The sequence below is a fragment of the Phragmitibacter flavus genome (assembly GCF_005780165.1).
Lineage (GTDB): Bacteria > Verrucomicrobiota > Verrucomicrobiia > Verrucomicrobiales > Verrucomicrobiaceae > Phragmitibacter > Phragmitibacter flavus.
On the sequence record NZ_VAUV01000012.1, the window covers coordinates 49,714 to 68,232 of the forward strand.

General features: G+C 60.6%; 14 protein-coding genes. 3 read left to right on the top strand and 11 right to left on the bottom strand.

Translation table 11 applies throughout. The features are described 5' to 3' along the window. The first annotated feature begins 19 nt into the window (after window positions 1-19). Window positions 20-316, top strand: a complete 297-nt coding sequence (locus tag FEM03_RS16500) for a DUF1232 domain-containing protein (RefSeq protein ID WP_206171045.1) — start codon at window positions 20-22, stop codon at window positions 314-316. Between the two features lie 382 nt (window positions 317-698). Here FEM03_RS16500 and FEM03_RS16505 read toward each other — a convergent pair whose 3' ends face one another. Continuing rightward, window positions 699-3,761, bottom strand: coding sequence for a DUF1592 domain-containing protein (locus FEM03_RS16505; protein ID WP_138087389.1), 3,063 nt, complete (start codon window positions 3,759-3,761; stop codon window positions 699-701). A 213-nt stretch (window positions 3,762-3,974) separates the two neighbouring features. Further along, a complete protein-coding gene (locus tag FEM03_RS16510; RefSeq protein WP_138087390.1) occupies window positions 3,975-5,597 on the bottom strand; it encodes a peptide chain release factor 3 in 1,623 nt (540 codons plus the stop codon). Between the two features lie 176 nt (window positions 5,598-5,773). On the opposite strand from FEM03_RS16510, the gene FEM03_RS16515 reads away from it, so the two are divergent. Both FEM03_RS16515 and FEM03_RS16520 read left to right on the top strand, forming a co-directional pair. Further along, window positions 5,774-7,384, top strand: coding sequence for an ABC transporter permease (locus tag FEM03_RS16515; protein ID WP_166442921.1), 1,611 nt, complete (start codon window positions 5,774-5,776; stop codon window positions 7,382-7,384). Then, the gene (locus FEM03_RS16520) at window positions 7,381-8,346 is read left to right on the top strand and encodes an ABC transporter ATP-binding protein (RefSeq protein ID WP_138087392.1); all 966 of its coding nucleotides are present in this window, start codon (window positions 7,381-7,383) and stop codon (window positions 8,344-8,346) included. The genes FEM03_RS16515 and FEM03_RS16520 overlap by 4 nt, the downstream gene beginning before the upstream one ends. Window positions 8,347-8,394: 48 nt before the next feature. On the opposite strand, the gene FEM03_RS16525 is transcribed toward FEM03_RS16520, so the two are convergent. The 9 genes from FEM03_RS16525 to FEM03_RS16565 all read right to left on the bottom strand — a co-directional run bounded on the left by FEM03_RS16525 (window position 8,395) and on the right by FEM03_RS16565 (window position 18,368). Next, a complete protein-coding gene (locus FEM03_RS16525) occupies window positions 8,395-9,777 on the bottom strand; it encodes an RtcB family protein (RefSeq protein ID WP_138087393.1) in 1,383 nt (460 codons plus the stop codon). 22 nt (window positions 9,778-9,799) lie between these two features. Further along, a complete protein-coding gene (locus FEM03_RS16530; RefSeq protein ID WP_166442922.1) occupies window positions 9,800-10,483 on the bottom strand; it encodes an HAD-IA family hydrolase in 684 nt (227 codons plus the stop codon). Between the two features lie 124 nt (window positions 10,484-10,607). Then, window positions 10,608-11,795, bottom strand: coding sequence for an ABC transporter permease (locus FEM03_RS16535; RefSeq protein WP_138087395.1), 1,188 nt, complete (start codon window positions 11,793-11,795; stop codon window positions 10,608-10,610). A 133-nt stretch (window positions 11,796-11,928) separates the two neighbouring features. Then, on the bottom strand, window positions 11,929-13,092 hold the full coding sequence (locus FEM03_RS16540; RefSeq protein ID WP_138087396.1) for an ABC transporter permease: 1,164 nt from the start codon (window positions 13,090-13,092) through the stop codon (window positions 11,929-11,931). 165 nt (window positions 13,093-13,257) lie between these two features. Next, window positions 13,258-13,953, bottom strand: coding sequence for an ABC transporter ATP-binding protein (locus tag FEM03_RS16545; protein ID WP_138087397.1), 696 nt, complete (start codon window positions 13,951-13,953; stop codon window positions 13,258-13,260). Further along, on the bottom strand, window positions 13,950-15,200 hold the full coding sequence (locus FEM03_RS16550) for an efflux RND transporter periplasmic adaptor subunit (RefSeq protein ID WP_138087398.1): 1,251 nt from the start codon (window positions 15,198-15,200) through the stop codon (window positions 13,950-13,952). Before FEM03_RS16550 ends, FEM03_RS16545 begins: the two co-directional genes overlap by 4 nt. Before the next feature lie 116 nt (window positions 15,201-15,316). After that, window positions 15,317-17,413 (bottom strand): hypothetical protein, encoded by a 2,097-nt coding sequence (locus FEM03_RS16555; protein WP_138087399.1) that lies wholly within the window; start codon window positions 17,411-17,413, stop codon window positions 15,317-15,319. Window positions 17,414-17,429: 16 nt separating this feature from the next. Next, complete coding sequence (locus FEM03_RS16560) at window positions 17,430-18,026, bottom strand: hypothetical protein (protein WP_138087400.1); 597 nt, start codon at window positions 18,024-18,026, stop codon at window positions 17,430-17,432. 36 nt (window positions 18,027-18,062) lie between these two features. Further along, window positions 18,063-18,368, bottom strand: coding sequence for an FmdB family zinc ribbon protein (locus tag FEM03_RS16565; RefSeq protein ID WP_138087401.1), 306 nt, complete (start codon window positions 18,366-18,368; stop codon window positions 18,063-18,065). Window positions 18,369-18,519 lie beyond the last annotated feature (151 nt).

An 18,519-nucleotide genomic window follows, 5' to 3' on the forward strand; every position in this document is an offset into this window, starting at 1 on the left:
GGGGTGGAACGTATAGGGTATGATGAATCGTCCTCCGCAGATCGATCAGTCCGCCACTCCTGCTGGTGGTAGTGGTGTCAAAGCCAAAGTGTTCGCTGCCTTGGGGGCGGTATTTTGCGCGGTTTATTTGCTGAATCCGGGAGCGGGTTTTATTGAGCTGATTCCAGATAACGTGCCGCTAATTGGTAACATTGATGAGGCGGCGGTGACGGGGTTGCTGATCTATTGTTTGTCGATTTTGGGGGTGAAGTTGCCTGGTGCGAGGGCAAGGAAAGATGAGGAGATGAAGGATGTGGGGCCCGGGTCGGGGAGGTGAGGTGCTGGTATGGAGCGGTCAATTAAGGTCTGATGCTTGAAAAGTTCACAGTATCAAAGTCGGTTTTTGGTAACATCTTTGCATCGCTAGGTGTCCAATTGGTGCTAATAATCGTTTCTGTGTTGCTCACGGATGGGGGGGCGACTCTCCAACTCGTTACTTACGGTGTCGGGATTAATGCGATATTAACGTTGCTGATTGTGTTACGCCGTGGTCGCCTTGCGACGAGGGGAGATTTAGTTGCCTTGAGGTATGGATTTTTTTAATTTTTTTCCCACTTGCTATAGTGCTAAGCATATCGTGGTGGCTCCGAGGATTTAACTAGACCACTAAGCCGACGACACGTCGGCGCTCCATGGTGGGCCACAGGTCGGCAAAGAGACTACTCGTTGCGTCGGTTTTGGAACTGGCGGGAGGTGACCAGGGTGAGGACGGCGGAGGGGAAACGGGTGTCGTTTTGATTCATGGATTTTACCATGGTTTCAATGAGGACTTTGTCGGTAGGTTGGACCGAGCGACCGAGGGAGTAGCCGATGAGTTTGCGGCTGAGAAGTGTTTGGAATTGGGCGTTGCGGGTGCCGAGGTATTTTTTGAGGCTGTCCATGCCGTCGAGGTCGGTGCCGTCGGCGGTGGTGGCACGGTTGTCGATGGGGACGCCTGACTCGTCGTTGGTTCGCAGGCGACCGATGGGATCGTAGGCCTCCAGGGCGAATCCGAGGGGGTCGATTTTGTCGTGGCAACTGGCGCAGGCGGCGGCGGCGCGGTGGGCTTCGAGCTTGGCGCGCAGGGTGGTGGCTTTGCTGGCGGAGTCGTCGAGTTGGGGGACATCGGCGGGAGGTGGGGGCGTGGGGGTGCCGAGGATGGCATGAAGGAGCCAGTCGCCGCGCAGAACGGGACTGGTGCGCTGAGGGAAGGAGGTTTTGGTGAGCAGGCTGCCCATGCCGAGGACGCCGCCGCGCTGGTGGTTGGAGACGCTGACTTTGCGGAACTCGGAGCCGGTGATGTTGGGGATGTTGTAGTGTTTGGCGAGGCGCTCATTGAGGAAGGTGTAGTCGGCAAGAAGGATGTCGGTGACGGGTCGGTCTTCACGGATGAGGTGGGTGAAAAACTCAGTGGTTTCTCGATACATATCGCGGCGCAGGTCGCCGGTAAATTCGGGAAATTTGGTGGGATCGGGCGTGGTGTTTTTGTCGAAGGCGTGGAACTGGAGCCATTGACCGGCAAATTCGCGGGCGAGGTTGGCGGCACGGCGGTCTTTGAGGAGTCGGCGGGTTTCGCTTTCGAGGACTTCGGGTTTGAGAAGGCTGCCGTCGGCTCCGGCTTTGCGGAGTTGGTGGTCGGGTGGGGATGACCAGAGGAAATAGGCGAGTCGGGTGGCTAGCTCAGGGCCGGTGATGGGGTGTTCGCCGGGCTTGGTGGAGCCTTCAAGTTTGAAGATGAAGTCGGGGGCGATGAGGAGTCGGACGACGACTTCACGGGCGGCGGATTCGCGGTCGAGATCGCGTTTGAGAGCTTCGGTGTAGAGAGTGGTGACGTGGGATTTTTCGCCGTCGGTGATGGGTCGACGCCACGCGAGGCTGGCGAAGTAGTGGAGGTGGCGTTGGACGGAGGTGTCCCATTCGATGGCGTCTTTTGGATCAAGCTTGGTGCGGCGGGTGAGGCGTCGGTCGGTTTGCATGCGCAGGAAGTTTTCCTGTTCGGCGGGTGGGAGGATGGACTTGAGCTGGGTGTCGCTGAAGTAGTAAACGCCGGGATAGAAATTTTTGCCGGGAGGGTTGTCGGGGTTGCGATTGGGGTTGCGGGTGATTTCCTCGAGACGTCGGTTGTATTCGTCGGGGAAGGCTTGTTTCATGACACTGAATTCCTTCATGATCAGGTTATGGGCTGGTGTGCTGCGTTTCCAGATGATGAGTTCGCCGGGGATGATTTTATTGGGGTCGGGAACGGGGCCGGTAGTGGCGAGCCATTGGGTGGAGGCGAAGTCGGCGTCGGGATGGCGGAGGTCGAGTTGACCGCGGGCCTCGAAGCGAAGGTTGTCTTCGGGCAGGGGGAGGGAGAGCGCAATGGGGGCCTGGAGGTAGAGGGCGGTGGGTTCGGTGGTTTTGCCTGGGACAGTGTGTTTGCCGAATTTGGCGAGAAGCGTTTCGGCTTGGGTGATGCGTTTCTTTAACGAATCGATGGCGGATTGATTGTTTTCGGTGGTGGCTTTTTGGAGGGCCTGACGGTCGGTTTCGAGTCGGCGCTGGAGCCAGGGTTGATAGGCTTCGCGTTTTTTGTTTTTGCCGCGGATGAGGGTAAGGTTGCTGAAGAGGACATGGTCGCCACGATTGCCGTCGTCGAGCTGGCCGAGGACGATGGTGACCTGACTTTTGCCGTGGGTGTCGGCGCTGAAGGGGTAGGGGCGGATGCCGTCGGAGTCCTGCTGACGACGTTGGACGCGGCGATCGTCGCGCCAGGAGCGGTCGTTGGTTTGGATGGTGGTGACGGCTTTGCGGACGGAGTCGGGGATCTCCTTGGGATTGGCGGGGTCGGGTGGGGGGAGATCGCGCCAGGCGTGGCGGGTGAGGTCGAGGAAGCGGGACTGGGGAGTGGGGGTGTTGAGCATGTTCCACCAGTTTTGCAGGAAGATGGGGTTGAGGTTGTTCTGTTTGGCGAGTTCGGGGAGGGAACTTGCGCCGGTGAGGTCCTGGTGTTTGTGACGCCAGGCGGCGAGCAGGTAGTCGTCTTCGAGGAGATCGTCGCCGTCTTTGGGGAGGTGTTCGGCGGACATTTTTTGATACCAGACATAGAGGGCTTGTTCGGCCTGGTCGCGAAGTTGTTCGGGGCCGCGCATGCCGACCCGGGTGGGCTGGAAGCGGACGCCGGTGCCGGGGAGGATGGTGGCCTGGTCGGCGAGTTTGCGGGCGGCGGAGAGGTATTTGTCGAGTTGCTGGGGGCTGACGAAGAGGACATCGCCGACGTTGGAAAAACCTTCACCGCCGCCGCCGTCGGGGAGGAAGTCGGCGGACAGATTGAGGTCGAGTCCGCCGGTGAGGGCGCGGATGGTGTTGTCGTATTCGACGTTGGTGAGTCGGCGGACGGTGACGAGGCCAGGGTCGCCGGCGTTGGCGCGGGCGACTTTGTCGAGTTCGCCGTGGAGCCAGGTGGTGAGCTGGGTTTTGGCGTGGGGTGGGAGCTTCTTTTTGGGAGGCATTTCGCCACTGGCGATGGCGTGTTCGACTTTGGTCCAGATCTCGTATTGGGCGAACAAGGCGGGGTCGCCGTGCAGGGCCTCGAGGTTGAGGTTGGCCTCGGGGTCTTCGGGGCCGTGACAGTGGTAGCAGGATTCTTCAAGAACGACGGCAATGTCGTTCCAACCGGCGGGGATGGCGGGGGCAGATTCGGCACGAAGAAGGAGGCCGGTGACGAGGAGGATGGGGATGAAAAGGACGGAACGATGGAGCATGGGGACTTAAGGAATACGGAGGCAGATGGGCGATTTTGAGGGCGATTACGGTTTTTTCGGGAAGAGGACGAGATGCAGGGTCGGAGTGGAGTGAATCCTCGCGAAGAAGCGAACCGTCGGAATCAATGAAATCCGCACGGAAATTACGGGCACCGGATGGGCACCAGCCTTGCGAGCTGACCATCGAAGGGGGAAAATTTTGGCACCTGCTGCCTACTTGGGAGGGGAAGTGCTGAGCGGAATGGTGGGGTTTTTTTCGGTGAAATACTTGAGGGCCCAGGAGTCGGGGAAGAGGAGGGCGGGCTGGTCGGCGGCGTCGCTGACGAAGGTGATGCCGCTGGGCATGACGGCGGTGCTTAAACTGGCGACGGTGGTTTCTTTGGGGAGCCAGCGGACGGCTTCGTAGGAGGTGATTTCGAGACGGGTTTCGGCACCGTATTCGGATTCGAGTCGGGCTTGGACGACTTCAAACTGGAGGGGGCCGACGGCGGCGAGAAGGGGGAGACGTTGGGCGTTGTCGCGCATGTAAAACGACTGGACGACGCCTTCTTGAAGGAGCTGGTCGAGGCCTTCGCGGTAACGTTTGGTCTGGGCGCTGGAGGTGCTGTGGAGCCAGGCGAAGTGTTCGGGACAGAATCGGGGGATTTCCTGGTATTGGAGGTCGGGGTCTTGGGCGAGGGTGTCGCCGATTTGGAAGTCGCCGTGACCGACAATGCCGACGACGTCGCCAGCGTAGGCTTCATCGACGGTTTCGCGCTCGCGGCCAAAGAGTTTGTGGGAGCTGGAGAGGCGGAGTTTGCGACCGGTGCGGGTGTGAATGACGTTCATGTCGCGCTCGAATTTTCCGGAGCAGATGCGGATGAAGGCGAGTCGGTCGCGGTGTTTGGGGTCGAGATTGGCCTGGATTTTGAAGATGAAGCCGGAGAAGTCTGGTTGGGCGGGGTGGATGGTTTTTTCGCCGACTTGGTGGTCGGAGGGGGGCGGGGCGTATTTGAGAAAGGCGTCGAGGAGCATGTCGACGCCGAAGTTGTTGGCGGCGGAGCCGAAGAAGACGGGGGTGAGTTCGCCGTCGAGGATTTGGGGGAGGTCAAAGGTGGCTCCGGCGCCGTCGAGCATTTCGATCTCGTCGCTGAAGCGCTGGTAGAGGTCGGGGTCGAGCATGTTGCGCAGGCTGTCGTCTTTGGCGCCGTGGACGGCGACGGGGGCGCGGGAGGAGCCGTGGCTGGTGCGTTCGTAGGTGTGGACGAGGCTGTCGATGCGATCAAACACGCCGCAGAAGGCTTTGCCGTCGCCGAGGGGCCAGTTGACGGCGTAGGCGTGGAGGCTGAGGACGCGTTCGATTTCGTCCATCAGTTCGAGGGGATCGCGCGCGGGGCGGTCCATTTTGTTGATGAAGGTGAAGATGGGGATGCCGCGCTGGCGGCAGACTTCGAAGAGTTTTTGGGTTTGGGATTCGATGCCTTTACCGGCGTCGATGACCATGACGGCGGCGTCGACAGCGGTGAGGACGCGGTAGGTGTCTTCGGAAAAGTCCTTGTGGCCGGGGGTGTCGAGGAGGTTGATGACGCAGTCGTGGTATTCGAACTGGAGGACGGTGGAGCTGACGGAGATGCCGCGTTTTTTCTCGAGCTCCATCCAGTCGGAGGCGGTGGCGCGCTGGGATTTGCGGGCGGTGACGGAGCCGGCGAGCTGCAGTGCGCCGCCGTAGAGGAGGAATTTTTCGGTGAGGGTGGTTTTGCCGGCGTCGGGGTGGGAGATGATGGCGAAGGTGCGGCGTCGGTTGACTTCGCTTTGGAGTTTGGGGGAGAGTGAGGGACTGGCGGCGGCGGAACTCATGGCAAAAATGGCAGGGGCGAAAATGGGCAGAAGAGATGAACAGGGGATTTCGCGGGGAGTCAATGAAAGGATAAAGGCGAAAGGATAAAGGCTAAGGGTTGATGGAGAGGTTGGTCGGTGTCAGTTTGGGGGTTCATATGGTTGAGGAAAGGCGCGGTTCTAGCACGAAGGTTGGGATGAAGCTACGCTGGGGCGTGGGGTTGTGCTGGTTGCCGGCGTTGCTGGTGGTGGTGCCTATTTTAATGGTGTTGTCGCGGGCGTTTGAGCCGGGAGGGGAGGCGTGGGCGCATGTGGTGGAGTCGTTGCTGGCGGGGTATGTGTGGCAGACGGGAATGCTGGTGGGGTTGGTGTTGGGATTGGCTTTGGTGTTGGGGGTGCCGACGGCGTGGTGGATGGCGACTTGTGATTTTCGGGGCAAGTGGGTGTTGAGATGGGCACTGGTCTTACCGCTGGCGATGCCGGGGTATGTGGCGGCGCTGGCTTATGCGGATGCGGTGCAGGGGCTGGTGCCGGTTTATGTGTGGGTGAGGCAGCAGTTTGGAGTGGAGGCTTTTCTTTTGGCACAACAGGTGGCGAGGTGGAGTCTGGCGGTGGTGGTGATGGGGGCGACGTTGTATCCCTATGTGTATCTGACGGCGCTGGCGTCGTTCTCGCGGCAGGCGGCGGCATCGTTGGAGGCAGCGCGAATGTTGGGGGTGGGGCCGTGGAAGATTTTTTGGAGGGTGGCGCTGCCGATGTCGCGTCCGGCGGTGGTGGCGGGGTCGAGTTTGGTGGTCTTTGAGACGCTAAATGACTACGGGGTATCGCATTATTTTGGGATCAGTTCGCTGACCGTTGGGGTGTTTCGCGCGTGGCTGAGCGAGGGGCATCTGCATGTGGCGATCCGACTGGCGTTGTTGTTGCTGGCGTTTGCGATGGCGGGGGTGTTGATGGAGCGGGGGCAGCGTGGCAGGCGTGGATTCGAGGGGGGGAGTGGCGAGGTGTTTTTGACGCCGCGAAGGGTCAGAGGGTGGCGGGGGATGTTGGTATTGTTGGGATGTTTGGTGCCGGTGGGATTGGGTTTTTTGGTGCCGGGGGTGAGGCTGGGGCGCTGGGCATGGGCGACGCTGGGAGAGGCGTTTGGATGGGAGGCGTCGCTGCGGGCGGCGTGGCATAGTTTTTCGCTGGCGGGGGGGGGGGGTGTTTTGATTGTGTTGGGGGCGTTGCTGGTGGTGGCGGGGAGGCGGCTTTTTGGGGCTCCGTCGTTGCGATGGGCGCAGCGGGTGGGGTTGATTGGTTATGCGTTGCCGAGTGCGCTGGTGGCGGTGGGGGTGGGGGCGATGGTGGCAATGATTTCGAAGTGGCCGGGGATGGGGTGGACGGCGTTGAGTGCGTCGGTGTTGGGATTGGTGTTCGCTTATTACACGAGGTTTTTGGCGGTGGGGATTCAGCCGGTGGATGCGGGGTTTCGGCGGATTTCGGGGAGTTTGCATGAGGTGTCGCGCACTCTAGGAATGGGACCGTGGCGGACATTGTGGCGGGTGGATCTGCCGTTGGTGTGGCCGTCATTGCTGGCGGGGGCGACGCTGGCGTTTGTGGACATTTTTAAGGAGTTGACGCTGACGCTGGTGTTGAGACCGTTTGATTTTGAGACGCTGGCAACTTTGATCGTGAGATTGACGGATGAGAGTCGTATTCCTGAAGCGGCGGTTCCTGCGTTGATTTTGGTGATACTGAGTCTTGTTGGCTTGATCCCATTGACGCATCTGTCTATGGATAGTGGCGGTCGCCGCCAGGAGCGGTTATGAGTTTGCTTGAAGTCCAACAGGTTTCGAAAAGGTATGAGCGTGGTGCCCGTCCAGCGGTGCACGACGTGAGTCTGGTCGTGCAGCCTGGCGAGTTTGTGTCGTTGGTGGGGGAGAGCGGGAGTGGTAAGACGACGTTGTTGCGTTTGATCGCCGGATTGGAAACGGCGGATGCGGGGACCATCAAGTTGGGGGAGCGGGTGATTTCAGGGGCGGGTTTGCATGTGGTGCCGGAGAGGCGTGGGGTGGGGTTGGTGTTTCAGCACCATGCATTGTTTCCGCATTTGACGGTGGGGCAGAATGTGGGTTTTGGGATTTCGAAAATGGCCAAGGCCGAGCGGGTGAAAGTGGTGGAGGGGTTGCTGGAGTTGATTGGATTGGCGGGGTATGGTCGGCGGTATCCGCATGAACTTTCGGGAGGGGAGCGGCAGCGGGTGGCGCTGGCTCGGGCGTTAGCGACGAATCCGGGGGTGATGTTGCTTGATGAGCCGTTTAGCAGTTTGGATCCGTTGTTGCGGGAGTCGCTGCGGGATGAGACGCGCCGGGTGTTGAGGGCGTGCGGGGCGACGGCAATTTTGGTGACGCATCACACGCGGGATGCGTTGGCGGTGAGTGACCGGATCGTGGTGATGCACAACGGGTTGCTGGAGCAGATGGGCACGCCGGATGAGGTGTATCATCGGCCCGTGAATGGTTATGTGGCGTCGCTATTTGGGCCGTGCAATTTTATGGCGCGGGCGGGAGCGGGTGCCGAGGGTTGGGTGAGGCCGGATGAGCTGGAATTGGTGCCGGTGGAGCGGGTGGGTGGGTATCGGATGGCGGGGATCGTGTCGCAGGTGACTTATGGCGGCGGGTGTCAGGATGTGACGCTGGTTTGTGAGGGGGGTGGGGAGTTGAAAGTTTGCCACCAGGGGGATTGGGTGGTGAAGGAAGGGGAGACTTGGGGAGCGGCGCTGAAAGGATGAGGGATGAAGGCGGAAGGATGAAATGGGGAGACGGGCTGGTGGTTCTTGTTAATCTTCGGCTTTTTCGCCGGGGGGACACATTTTGACGATTTTGGGGTCGAAGCGACCGAGGATATCGACGAGATCGGTTTGGGCGGCCATGACGGTTTCGATGTCTTTGTAGACGCCGGGGACTTCGTCAAGGCCGGAGGAGAGGAGGTCGACGCCGGCATTTTTGAGTTGTTTTTTGACGGCGCTCCAGGTGAAGGATTGGAGGGCTTTGGTGCGGCTCATGATGCGGCCGGCGCCGTGGGAAGCGGAGTTAAGGGAGGCGGGGTTGCCTTTGCCGCGCACGACATAGCCGGGAGTGGCCATGGAGCCGGGGATGATGCCGAGGACACCGTTACCAGCGGGGGTGGCACCTTTGCGGTGGACGATGACTTCGCGACCGTGATGGGTTTCCTTCCAGGCGAAGTTGTGGTGATTTTCGATGTCGAGGAGGATGTGGGCACCAACTTTTTTGGTGATGTGTCTGTGGATGATGTCGTGGTTGGCGGCGGCGTAGCGACCCATAAGGTTCATGGCGGCCCAGTATTCTTGTCCGTCGGCTTCGTCGAGGGTGAGCCAGGCGAGGTGTTTGAGCTGGTTGGGGAGTTCGTTGCGGCGCGACATGGCGCGTTTGCTGTAAACATCGCAGACCTGGGCACCGGTGCCGCGTGAGCCGGAGTGGCTGAGCAGGGCGAGATATTCGCCGGGAGGGATGTTGAGGGAGGGGTCGGTGACGGTGAAGGCGCCGAATTCAACGAAGTGGTTGCCGCTGCCGCTGGTGCCGAGTTGTTTCCAGGCTTTTTCATGGAGGCGTTTGGTGATGGGGGTGATGCTCCAGTCTTCGTCCATGACATCGTGATGGCGACGGACTTCGAATTCACAGCCCATGCCGAAGCGGGTTTCGTGTTCGAGGAGGTTTGCCAATCGGTCTTTTTGGCCGGGGATGACATTGGCCTTGCGCTCGTAGACGGTGAGTTTCATGCGACACGCGATATCGACACCGACGGCGTAGGGGATGACCGCGTTTTCAGTCGCGAGGACGCCGCCAATGGGAAGCCCGTAACCGACATGGGCATCGGGCATGAGGGCACCGGCGAAGGCGATAGGGAGGGCGCAGGCGTTGGCGATTTGTTTGATGGCTTCGGGGTCCAGATCGTCGCCCCATTGCTGCCAGGGGGCGAGTTCGGCGCGTGGGGTGTAGGCGGGTCGGTAGAGGGCGCGGGCGAGAGAGGCGCGGTCGGGGTCGTTGAAGTAGGAGGGGGGATCGGCGACGATGTTCATGAGGTCGGTTTCGACTTGGGGGCGATCGAGTCCGCCCGCGAAGAGTCGACGCATGTGGACGTTGGCGAATTTGAGGGCATCGCCAAGGGGAATGCCGAGATTGATGAGGTCCTGGGTGTTCACTGGAATTGATGAGGCTAGAACCTCAATTGGAGCTGGCGGGTCTGGAAAGGAATTTCAGAAGGTCGCCGAGGGTGTGTTGGGGGCGGTCGAGGAGGTAGGGGTGCCAGCCGGCGAGCAGGGCGCCGTCGTGGTCACATTGTTGGTCGTCGCCGACGAGGAGGCAGTGGGTGGGGTCAGTGATGTCGGCCTGGGTTTGCGCGTGGGCGAAGATGCGGGGGTGGGGTTTGCTGGCACCGACTTCGCTGGAGAGGGTGATGGTCGTGAAAAAATGATGGATGCCGAGGCCGTGGAGGATGGAGTGAAGGCGGCGGTCGAAGTTGGAGAGGATGTGGAGAGGGTAGTTTGGGGCGAGGCTTTGGAGGGTGGGGAGGACGTCGGGAAAGAGCTGCCAGGCGTTGGGAGATTCGAAGTGATGGTAGAGATCGTGAAAGAGCGGGAGGAGAGTGGTGTCGGGAAGAGGTTTGCCCAGGGTGATGGCGAAGGTGGTGGCGACGAGGGACTGCCACCAGGAGCGGTCGTCGTCGGGGGAGGGTCCGGTTTCGTGGAGGACGGGTGGATGGGTTTTCCATGCGGTGCGGAAATTTTGTTGGAGCTGGATGGGGTCGACGTTGAGGCCGTGGGTAGCGGCGATGCGGGAATAGGTTTGGCCGACGGATTCACGGAGTTCGATAAGGGTGCCGGCGGCGTCGAAGAACAGGTGTTTCAAAGTCGGAAGTGGGAGGTCGGAAGTCGGAGGTGGTTTTTGATGACGAAGTGGGGCTTGGAATGTAGAAGGCTCGTCCCGAGCCTTGGGTGGGATGAAAGGCTCGGGACGAGCCTTCTACTTTATTTTAGGTCTCGCGGAGGGCGCTCGCGATGGGGAGTCGGGCGGCGCGGATGGCGGGGAAGAGGCCGCCGAGGAGGCCGAGGATGCTGGCCCAGATGATGGCCTGGAGGAGCAATGCAGGGGTGACGGCGAAGGCGAAGGTGACCTGGCTGAACGTTTGCCAGTTCATGGTGGAGGTTTGCATGCCGTTGAAGGCGATGTAGGCGAGGGCGGCCCCGAGGGTGCCGCCGATGAGAGCAAGGGCGAGGGATTCGACGAGAACGGAAATGACGACGGGGCCGGATCCGAAGCCGAGGGCGCGGAGGGTGGCGATCTCGCGGGTGCGGGTGGAGATCGCGCCATACATGGTGTTGAGGGCTCCGAAGAGGGCACCAAGGGCCATCATGCCGGCGATGAAGGTGCCGATGGTGGTGATGAAGTTGGAGAGCATGTCGGACTGGGAGGCGTAGAAGTCGGAGAGGCGTTCGGTTTTGACTTCGAGTTGGGGGTCTTTGGTGACGGCATCGCTGAATTGCTGGAAGGCTCCAGGGGAGGCGAGACGGGCGTAGACGGATTGGAAGGTGGTGCCGCGTTTGTAGGCGGGTTGGAGGACACCGGCGTCGGTCCAGATTTCAGATTCGGCAAGGCCGCCGTTGGCGCTGAAGATGCCGACGACTTCCCATTTGTTTTGTCCGATTTCGAGGGTTTTGCCGAGTTCGAGTCCGGCGAAGGAGGAGGCGGCTCCGGCACCGACCATGATTTCGTTTTTGCCGGGTTCGATGCGGCGGCCTTGAAGAAGTTTGATGGTGCCGCGGACGTCGAAGGCACCGGGTTCGACGCCGCGCATGGGGACGTTGGCATCGGTGCCGGTGCTGATTTTGGGAAGGCTGATGATGACGAAGAGTTCGGCGGAGGTGATGGGTCCTGCGGCGTTGCGGGCGATGCCGGGGGCGTCGGCGATGATGCGGGTTTGTTCGCGGCTGATGCCGCTGGACATTTCATCGGTGGAACCTTTGCGCAGGACGATGGCGACGTCAGGGCTGCCGGCGGAAGTCATGGCTTTTTTGAATCCTTCTGCGATGGAAAGGACGCCGACGAGGACGGCAACGACCCCGGCGATGCCGATGGCGGCGGTGATGGAGGAACCGGTGCGCTGGGGGATGGTGCGCAGGTTGAAGAGGGCGATGGAGAAGATTTGGGAGAGGTAGTTCATCGAAGGGCTAAAGGCTAAAGACTGATGACCGACGACACGTCGGTGGTCCGATTTGGAGGACGCGATGGGTGGGAGAGACGTGGCTAATGGTTAAAGGTTGATGGCCGACGACACGTCGGCGCTCCATGGGGGATTATCGTCGCAGGGCGACGGCGATTTGGAGGCGCATGGCTTGGAGGGCGGGGATGATGCCGGCGATGATGCCGAGGACGATGACGAGGATGAGGCCGGTGATGAGGTCGCGGTCGGAGAAGTTGAAGATGGGCAGCATTTCGGGAACAGGGCTGCCGGCGAGGGCGATGAGTTTGGCGACGGTGAGGCCGAGAAGCCCGCCGATGAGGGCGATGACGGTGGATTCGGCGAGGACAAGGAAAAGAACGAGGCCGTTGGTGAAGCCCATGGCTTTGAGGACGCCGATCTCTTCGGTGCGTTCGCGCACGGCCTGGCCCATGGTGTTGCCGGCGACGAGGAGGATGGTGAAGAACACGGCGCTGAGGACGGCGGTGAGGATGGTGCCAATGTCGCCGACTTGGGAGGCGAAACCTTGCATGGCGGCGGCTTCGGTTTGGGCTTTGGTTTCGTAGGCGGAGTTGGCGAATTCCTTGTCGATGGCGGCGGCGATGTCCGGGGCGCGGTCGGGGTCTTTGACGCGGACACTGAACCAGCCGATTTCGCCTTTGCTGAGGGTTCGGCCTTCGTCGAAGTAGTCGTAGTGAAAGAGGAACTGGGTGTTGTCGGCTCCTTTTTTGGTAACGTCGTAGACGCCGACGATTTCGAATTCCCAAGTTTCGTTGTCGCCTTCGCGACGCCAGATGGGGGAGTTGACGGGGATGACGCTGCCGATCTTCCATCCGTCGGATTTGGCGTAGCGGTCGAAGAGGCCTTTCCCGACGATGACGCCGTTGCGTTTGGCTTTCCAGGCGGCCATTTGTTCGGGGGGAACGGTGAACTCCGGGAACATGGCGAAGTAGGTGTCGGGATTGACGGGAAAACTGGCGAGGAAGTTTTTTGGGTCTTTGTAATAGCCGCCGAACCAGGAGAGATGGGTGATGGCGGCGACGCCGGGGAGGTTGGCGATGCGGTCAGTGTAGCTGATGGGGAGGGACTGAATGATGGACATCTTATGCATGACCATGAGGCGGTCGGCTCCGGCCATGGAGATGCCGCCGGTGAAGGCTTCCTTGATGATGCAAAGGGTGCCGAAGAGCACGAAGGCAACGAAGATGGAGAGCACGGTGAGGACGGTGCGCAGCTTCTTGCGTTTGAGGTTGCTGAAGACTAATGAAAGGAATTTCATTGGAGGAAGATAGGGTGCCCGTTCGCTTCGCGGCTTCGCAGCAGGGCTTTGCGGTTTCTTGTTAAACGACCTGGGGCGTTGCCCCAGGCTGTCGTGGGTCGCACCGTTGGTGCTGGGAAGCGGGACGATGTCGAGGACGAGTAGGAGTAAGAGGAAGAGTAGGATTTACTGAGCGGTGGAGGAAAGCTGGCCCTTGTCGAGGTGGACGGTGCGGGAGGCGCGCTCGGAGGCGTGGGGGTCGTGGGTGACCATGATGATGGTTTTGCCGTGCTCTTTGTTGAGGGTCTGAAGAAGAGTGAGGATGTCGTCGCCGGATTTGCGGTCGAGATCGCCGGTGGGTTCGTCGCAGAGGAGGAGGGTGGGATCGGTAACGATGGCGCGGGCAATGCCGACGCGTTGTTGTTCACCACCGGACATGGTGCGGGGGTGGTGTTTGAGACGGTGCGAAAGGCCGACAACGGTGAGGGCGGTTTCGGCGTGCTGGCGGCGCTGGGCTTTGTTGAGATGGGTGAGGAGAAGGGGGAGTTCGACATTTCGCTGGGCGCTGAGGACCGGGAGCAAGTTGTAGAACTGGAAGATGAAACCGATGTGGCGGGCGCGCCAGGCGGCGAGCTGTCGGTCAGAGAGGTGGTTGATGGGTTCGTTGCCGATCTCGACGGTGCCGGTGGTGGGTCGGTCGAGGCCGCCAATGAGATTCAAGAGGGTCGATTTGCCAGAGCCGGAGGGACCCATCAACGCGAGGAATTCGCCTTGCTTGACTTCGAGGTTAAGGCTGGAGAGGACATGGATGTCTTCGGAGCCGCGCTTGAAGGTTTTGCTGACGCCCTGGATGTTGACGATGGCGGGATGGGTGGTGCTCATGATTTTTTCTCGGTGACTTTGGTGCCTTCTTTGAGGTCGGAGGGGGCATCAATGATGATGGTTTCGCCGGGGGCGATGCCGGAGGAGAGGAGGGTTTGGTCGCCGTTGGTTTGGGCGACGGTGACTTCGCGTTTCTGGGCGCGGTCGTTGTCGATGATCCAGACGATGTCGAGGTTGTCGATGCTGCGGAGGGCAGCCTGGGGGATGAGGGTGAGGCGTGGTCCGGATGGTTTGGTGGCGGTTTCATCCTGCTTTTGAGGGGCGCTTTTGAAGGCGACTTTGACACCCATGTCGGGAAGGATGCGAGGGTCGCGAACTTCGATGGCGACCCGGACTTTGACGGTGGCTTTCTGGCGGTCGGCGGTGGGGATGATGGCGATGACTTTGGAGGGGATTTTCCAGTCGGCGTAGGAGTCGAGGATGGCTTCGACGGGTTGGTTGGCCCGGACGCGGTTGATGTAGCTTTCGTTGACGTCGACGTCGATTTCGAGGGAGTCCATGTCGACAATCGTGCAGATGCCGGTGCGCGTGAATCCGCCGGAGGACATGGGGGAGATCATCTCGCCGGGCTGGGCGTTTTTTACGGTGACGATGCCGGTGAAGGGGGCGCGGATGATGGTGTCCTCGACTTGTTGTTTCCAGGAGTCGACTTCGCGTTCGGCAACGGCGATGTCGGCGTTGAGTTTGTTGAGTCGGGCACGGAGGGAGCTGGTTTCGGCTTCGGCGCGGTTGAGGTCGGAGGTGCTGGCGGCTTTGGTGGCGACGAGTTCGGTGAAGCGGGTGAGTTCTTTTTCGGCAAAGGTGAGGTTGGGTTTGATTTCCTCGATGGCCTGTTGGGCGGAGTAGAGTTGGGCTTCGGCGAGGCGCAGGCTGGCGGTGACGTTGGTGGCGTCGATGTGGGCAAGGATCTGGTCTTTTTCGACCTTCATGCCTTCTTCGATGAGGACTTCGGTGACCTTGCCGGTGACTTTGGAGGAGACCGTGGAGGCGCGGCGGGCGGTGATGTATCCGGAGGCGTTGAGGAGCGTGGTCTGGGTGGGGGAGGCGTTGGGTCCAGTGGTGGTTTGTTCGAGAGCGATGGTGGTCTGGACTTCAGGGGGCTTGGGACCGAAGAGCATCCATGCGCCGCCAGCGATGACGAGAAGAATGACGAGGGTGAGCGGTAGCGTCCAGGGGGATCGCCGACGTTGGGGAGGGGCGCTGCGATCAATGCGCAAGGCGTCCAGACTTGGTTTTGCGGAACTCATGCGGAAAAAAGGGCGCCGTGTGGTGTGGTCGCGTGAATGAATACGATGCACGGCATTGAGCAACGTGCAGCTTTTTTCTTGTGGAACGAAAGGTGAGGTAAGGTGAGGCGCGACGGCTACTGATATTCCTTGTCGAGGGCGTCGAGGTATTGGGAGATGGCGTCGCTGCGAGGGTGGAGTTCTTCGTCGATTTGATCGCGGAGTTTGAGGTAATCTTCGAAAGTGTTGCTGAAGCCGGAGTGGTTGGCGATGTAGGTGTCGACGTATCTTTCGACGTCCATGGCCTGGGTATGGATTTGTTCACGAACGCTGGAAAGCTGGGCGATTTTTTCGGACATGCCTTTGTCTTTACCGCGAAGGAGGGTCTGCACAACCAGCGCGTAGTCGGCAATGAGCGGTCGGTAAAGTGGATGGGCGCGAAGTTTTAGCGCGTTGAGTCGGTCGAGGTTGGTCTGAAGAATGGTGTCGCGGTCGCTGCGCTTCATGATCTGGGCGAAATCGGCGAGCGGTGCGGTGAGGATTTCTGGGGTAACCGGGGCAGGAGCAGGTGCAGGTGTGGGTCTTGGTGTTTGCGGCTGCTGGCTCTGGGCGGTGTCGGATGGAGGGCCTTCTGGAGCGGGGGCGGATTCGGGATTCTCGGGGGCGGCGGGTTCGTTTTTGCGGAACCAGTTCAAGGGATTGAGGGCGCTGGGTTTTTTCTCGTCTGCGGTGGCTTCGGGTTCTGCCTCTTCAGGGGGAGCAGGGGATTCAGCGGGGACCATGGGAGGTTGATCGCTGATGTCGCGGGTGGCACCGGTTTTGGCGGGAAGGCTGGGAGGTGGTGACGGTTCAGCGGCGGGAATCGCGGGCTGGTCGCTGATGTCGCGTTTTGAGGCAGGTTTTTTCGGCAGCGAACCCACGGGTGCGGGAGCTGGTTCGGCTCCTGGTTTGGTTTCTGGCTTTGGCGTGGCTTCTGGTTTTGACTCTTCGGGTTTCTCCTCGGCCTCGCTGTCGGCGGGTTTGCGTTTGGTGAAGGGAAAGATGATCTCTTTGCTTTTTGGTTTGAAAAAGGGCAGGCCGAAACGGGATTTTTTTTCTTCCTTCTCGGGCTCGGCTTCGGGAGATTCTTCGGGGCTTGGGGTTGGAGCGGGCGTGGGAGCTGCTTCGGCGGTGGGTTTGGGTGTAGACTTTTTCTTCGATTTGGCAGCGACCTGCGGAGTGGGTTTGAATTCGAGGGTGAGGGCGGTGTCGAGTTGACGTTCGGTTTCGGCGACGCTCATGGTTTCCAGCGTGCTCGGTGTGGCCAGGGTTGCCATTTGTAACGACCACCATTTCTCAAGGCTGTTGTTGGAGACGCCGAGGGTGGGGAATTGTTGTTGGAGGAGTTCGCGATCAGGCTTGGAGTCGGTGGCGAGGGCGTTGAGAAATTTGCCGAAGCGAATGGTCCCTTCGGGTTGGTCCAGCAGGGTCAGCACAAGGGCGCAGGAAGAGGCTTCGTAGATGCCACGGGACAGGGCGTCGAGCTGGGCGGCGTCGGCTTGCAGGAGGGCGTCGATGCTGTAGACGCGTCCACTGCGGAAGACGGCGGCGAACAACGCGCTGGGTTTGGCACGGTTGCGGAAGTTCAGGGCTTCGCTGACGCCGGTCAGCAGCCAGTCGGGAAGGACGCGTTGGCGGGTGGTGTTGAGTTCCTTGTGCTGACGGAGGATGCGCTCGGCAAGGAGGATGCGCACCAGTTCATCAGTGAAGTTCTCGGTGAGGAAACCCTGCCGGAGTTGCACGGTGACTTGAAGATGAAAACCGCCGTGGGCGAGCTGGCTGATGTTGGTGGTGACGGCGGGACCGGTGCGCACGGCTTCAGCGGCAGTTTTGAGGACGATGACGACGGGAAGTTTTTCGACCGTGGGATCTTTGAGGAGTCGGTCGAGGGAACCGGCGGTGTCATCGGCGAGCAGGCAGAAGACGCTGCGGGTGCGGAGGTCGGCCCCATGCACAATGAATTGTTTGCTGGCGCTGGTGGAACTGGTGACGGGGGCCGATGCGTTGGTGGTGGGGGCGGCGGACAACTGGCCGTCGGAGGGCGCGGCAGGAGCCATGAGGCCGGGGGCGGCTTCGATGGTCGCGGGCAGTTCGTTTTTGGGTGGCGCTTGCTGGCCGAACAGGATCGAAGCGGTGACCATGGCCGCAGCGACGGCGGTCAGGATCAGAGAGGGGGCGGCAAGACGGCGGGGCATGGGCTGGAGTCGACTCCTATCTTGCGACAGTTTCGAGTCGGGGATCAAGCACGATTTTGCCGGGTTCGAACTTGAGCTGGTTCATCTGGAAGGCGAGGTCGAGTTCGCTTTTGAGCGAGGTTGCAAGGCTTTGCAGGGCGGGAAGGATGGGGGCCATGATGCCGCGTGGAACGTTCATGCGTCCGTAGCTGCCACCGACGGGTTCGATCAAAAACTGGTTCTCTTTGCGGGTGACCTGGAAGCGCATGGAGGCGGTGGCAGGATGGTTGTTGGTGGCACGCCAGAGCAGTCGAACCTCGAATCCCTCGCGCTGGCACTGCACATAGAAGCGGTCGATGGAGATGTTCTCTGCCAGTGGACCGGTGGACATGGCGCGCAGGTGGGCGTTGAGGTAACGGTTGAGTTCCGCTTCGGTGATGACGACGGGAGCGTTGCGTTTGTAGAGGCCTTGCTCGATGCGTTCAAACAGAGCCGGGGCGGGGGCGGGACCGGCGTTGTCTTTGGATGCGGCGAGGGATTCCGCCCAAGCGGGGGCGCGATGCGATTGAATGGCGCCAGCAGCAAGCAGGCTCACCCATGCGAGTGCGATGAGATGAGAAAGGAGGCGGAACACTCGGCGTGAGATTGAGGTGGGTGAGGGAGAACAACGCTAGGCCGATTTGGCGGGAGCGGAAGGCGAGGGGGCTGAAGGAGCCGGTGCCGGGGCGGCGGAGGGTGCGGGAGCGGAGGCGGCCGAGCTGTCTTGTTTGGCGGCGGCTTTGTAGGACTCGCTGCGGTAGTCGGTCTGGTAGAAACCGCTGCCTTTGAAGATGATGCCGGCTCCGCGGCCGATTTTGCGATGCACAGGACCAGCGCAACCTTCCTGGGGGCAATCGGTGAGGCGCGCGTCTTTCATGGACTGGACGACCTCAAAAGCGTGGCCACAGGTGGTGCATTCGTATTCGTAGGTAGGCATGGGTGAGATGAAGGAAGGGACTGGCAGGATCCTGGTCTGGCGCCGAAGGAAAGAGCGCGCCGGATGGACCTGAACTTTGGATTGTCATCGAAGTTGGGCGAATTCTCAACTGGTTATTGCGGATGGACGAAGTTGGTGGGCAGAAGTTGAA

Coding starts and splice junctions, on each gene's coding strand:
- FEM03_RS16565 (WP_138087401.1), bottom strand. CDS start 18,368: ATGCCTACCTACGAATACGAATGCACCACCTGTGGCCACGCTTTTGAG.
- FEM03_RS16510 (WP_138087390.1), bottom strand. CDS start 5,597: ATGAGTTCCGCCGCCGCCAGTCCCTCACTCTCCCCCAAACTCCAAAGC.
- FEM03_RS16500 (WP_206171045.1), top strand. CDS start 20: ATGATGAATCGTCCTCCGCAGATCGATCAGTCCGCCACTCCTGCTGGT.
- FEM03_RS16550 (WP_138087398.1), bottom strand. CDS start 15,200: ATGAGTTCCGCAAAACCAAGTCTGGACGCCTTGCGCATTGATCGCAGC.
- FEM03_RS16540 (WP_138087396.1), bottom strand. CDS start 13,092: ATGAAATTCCTTTCATTAGTCTTCAGCAACCTCAAACGCAAGAAGCTG.
- FEM03_RS16520 (WP_138087392.1), top strand. CDS start 7,381: ATGAGTTTGCTTGAAGTCCAACAGGTTTCGAAAAGGTATGAGCGTGGT.
- FEM03_RS16535 (WP_138087395.1), bottom strand. CDS start 11,795: ATGAACTACCTCTCCCAAATCTTCTCCATCGCCCTCTTCAACCTGCGC.
- FEM03_RS16555 (WP_138087399.1), bottom strand. CDS start 17,413: ATGCCCCGCCGTCTTGCCGCCCCCTCTCTGATCCTGACCGCCGTCGCT.
- FEM03_RS16515 (WP_166442921.1), top strand. CDS start 5,774: ATGAAGCTACGCTGGGGCGTGGGGTTGTGCTGGTTGCCGGCGTTGCTG.
- FEM03_RS16545 (WP_138087397.1), bottom strand. CDS start 13,953: ATGAGCACCACCCATCCCGCCATCGTCAACATCCAGGGCGTCAGCAAA.
- FEM03_RS16505 (WP_138087389.1), bottom strand. CDS start 3,761: ATGCTCCATCGTTCCGTCCTTTTCATCCCCATCCTCCTCGTCACCGGC.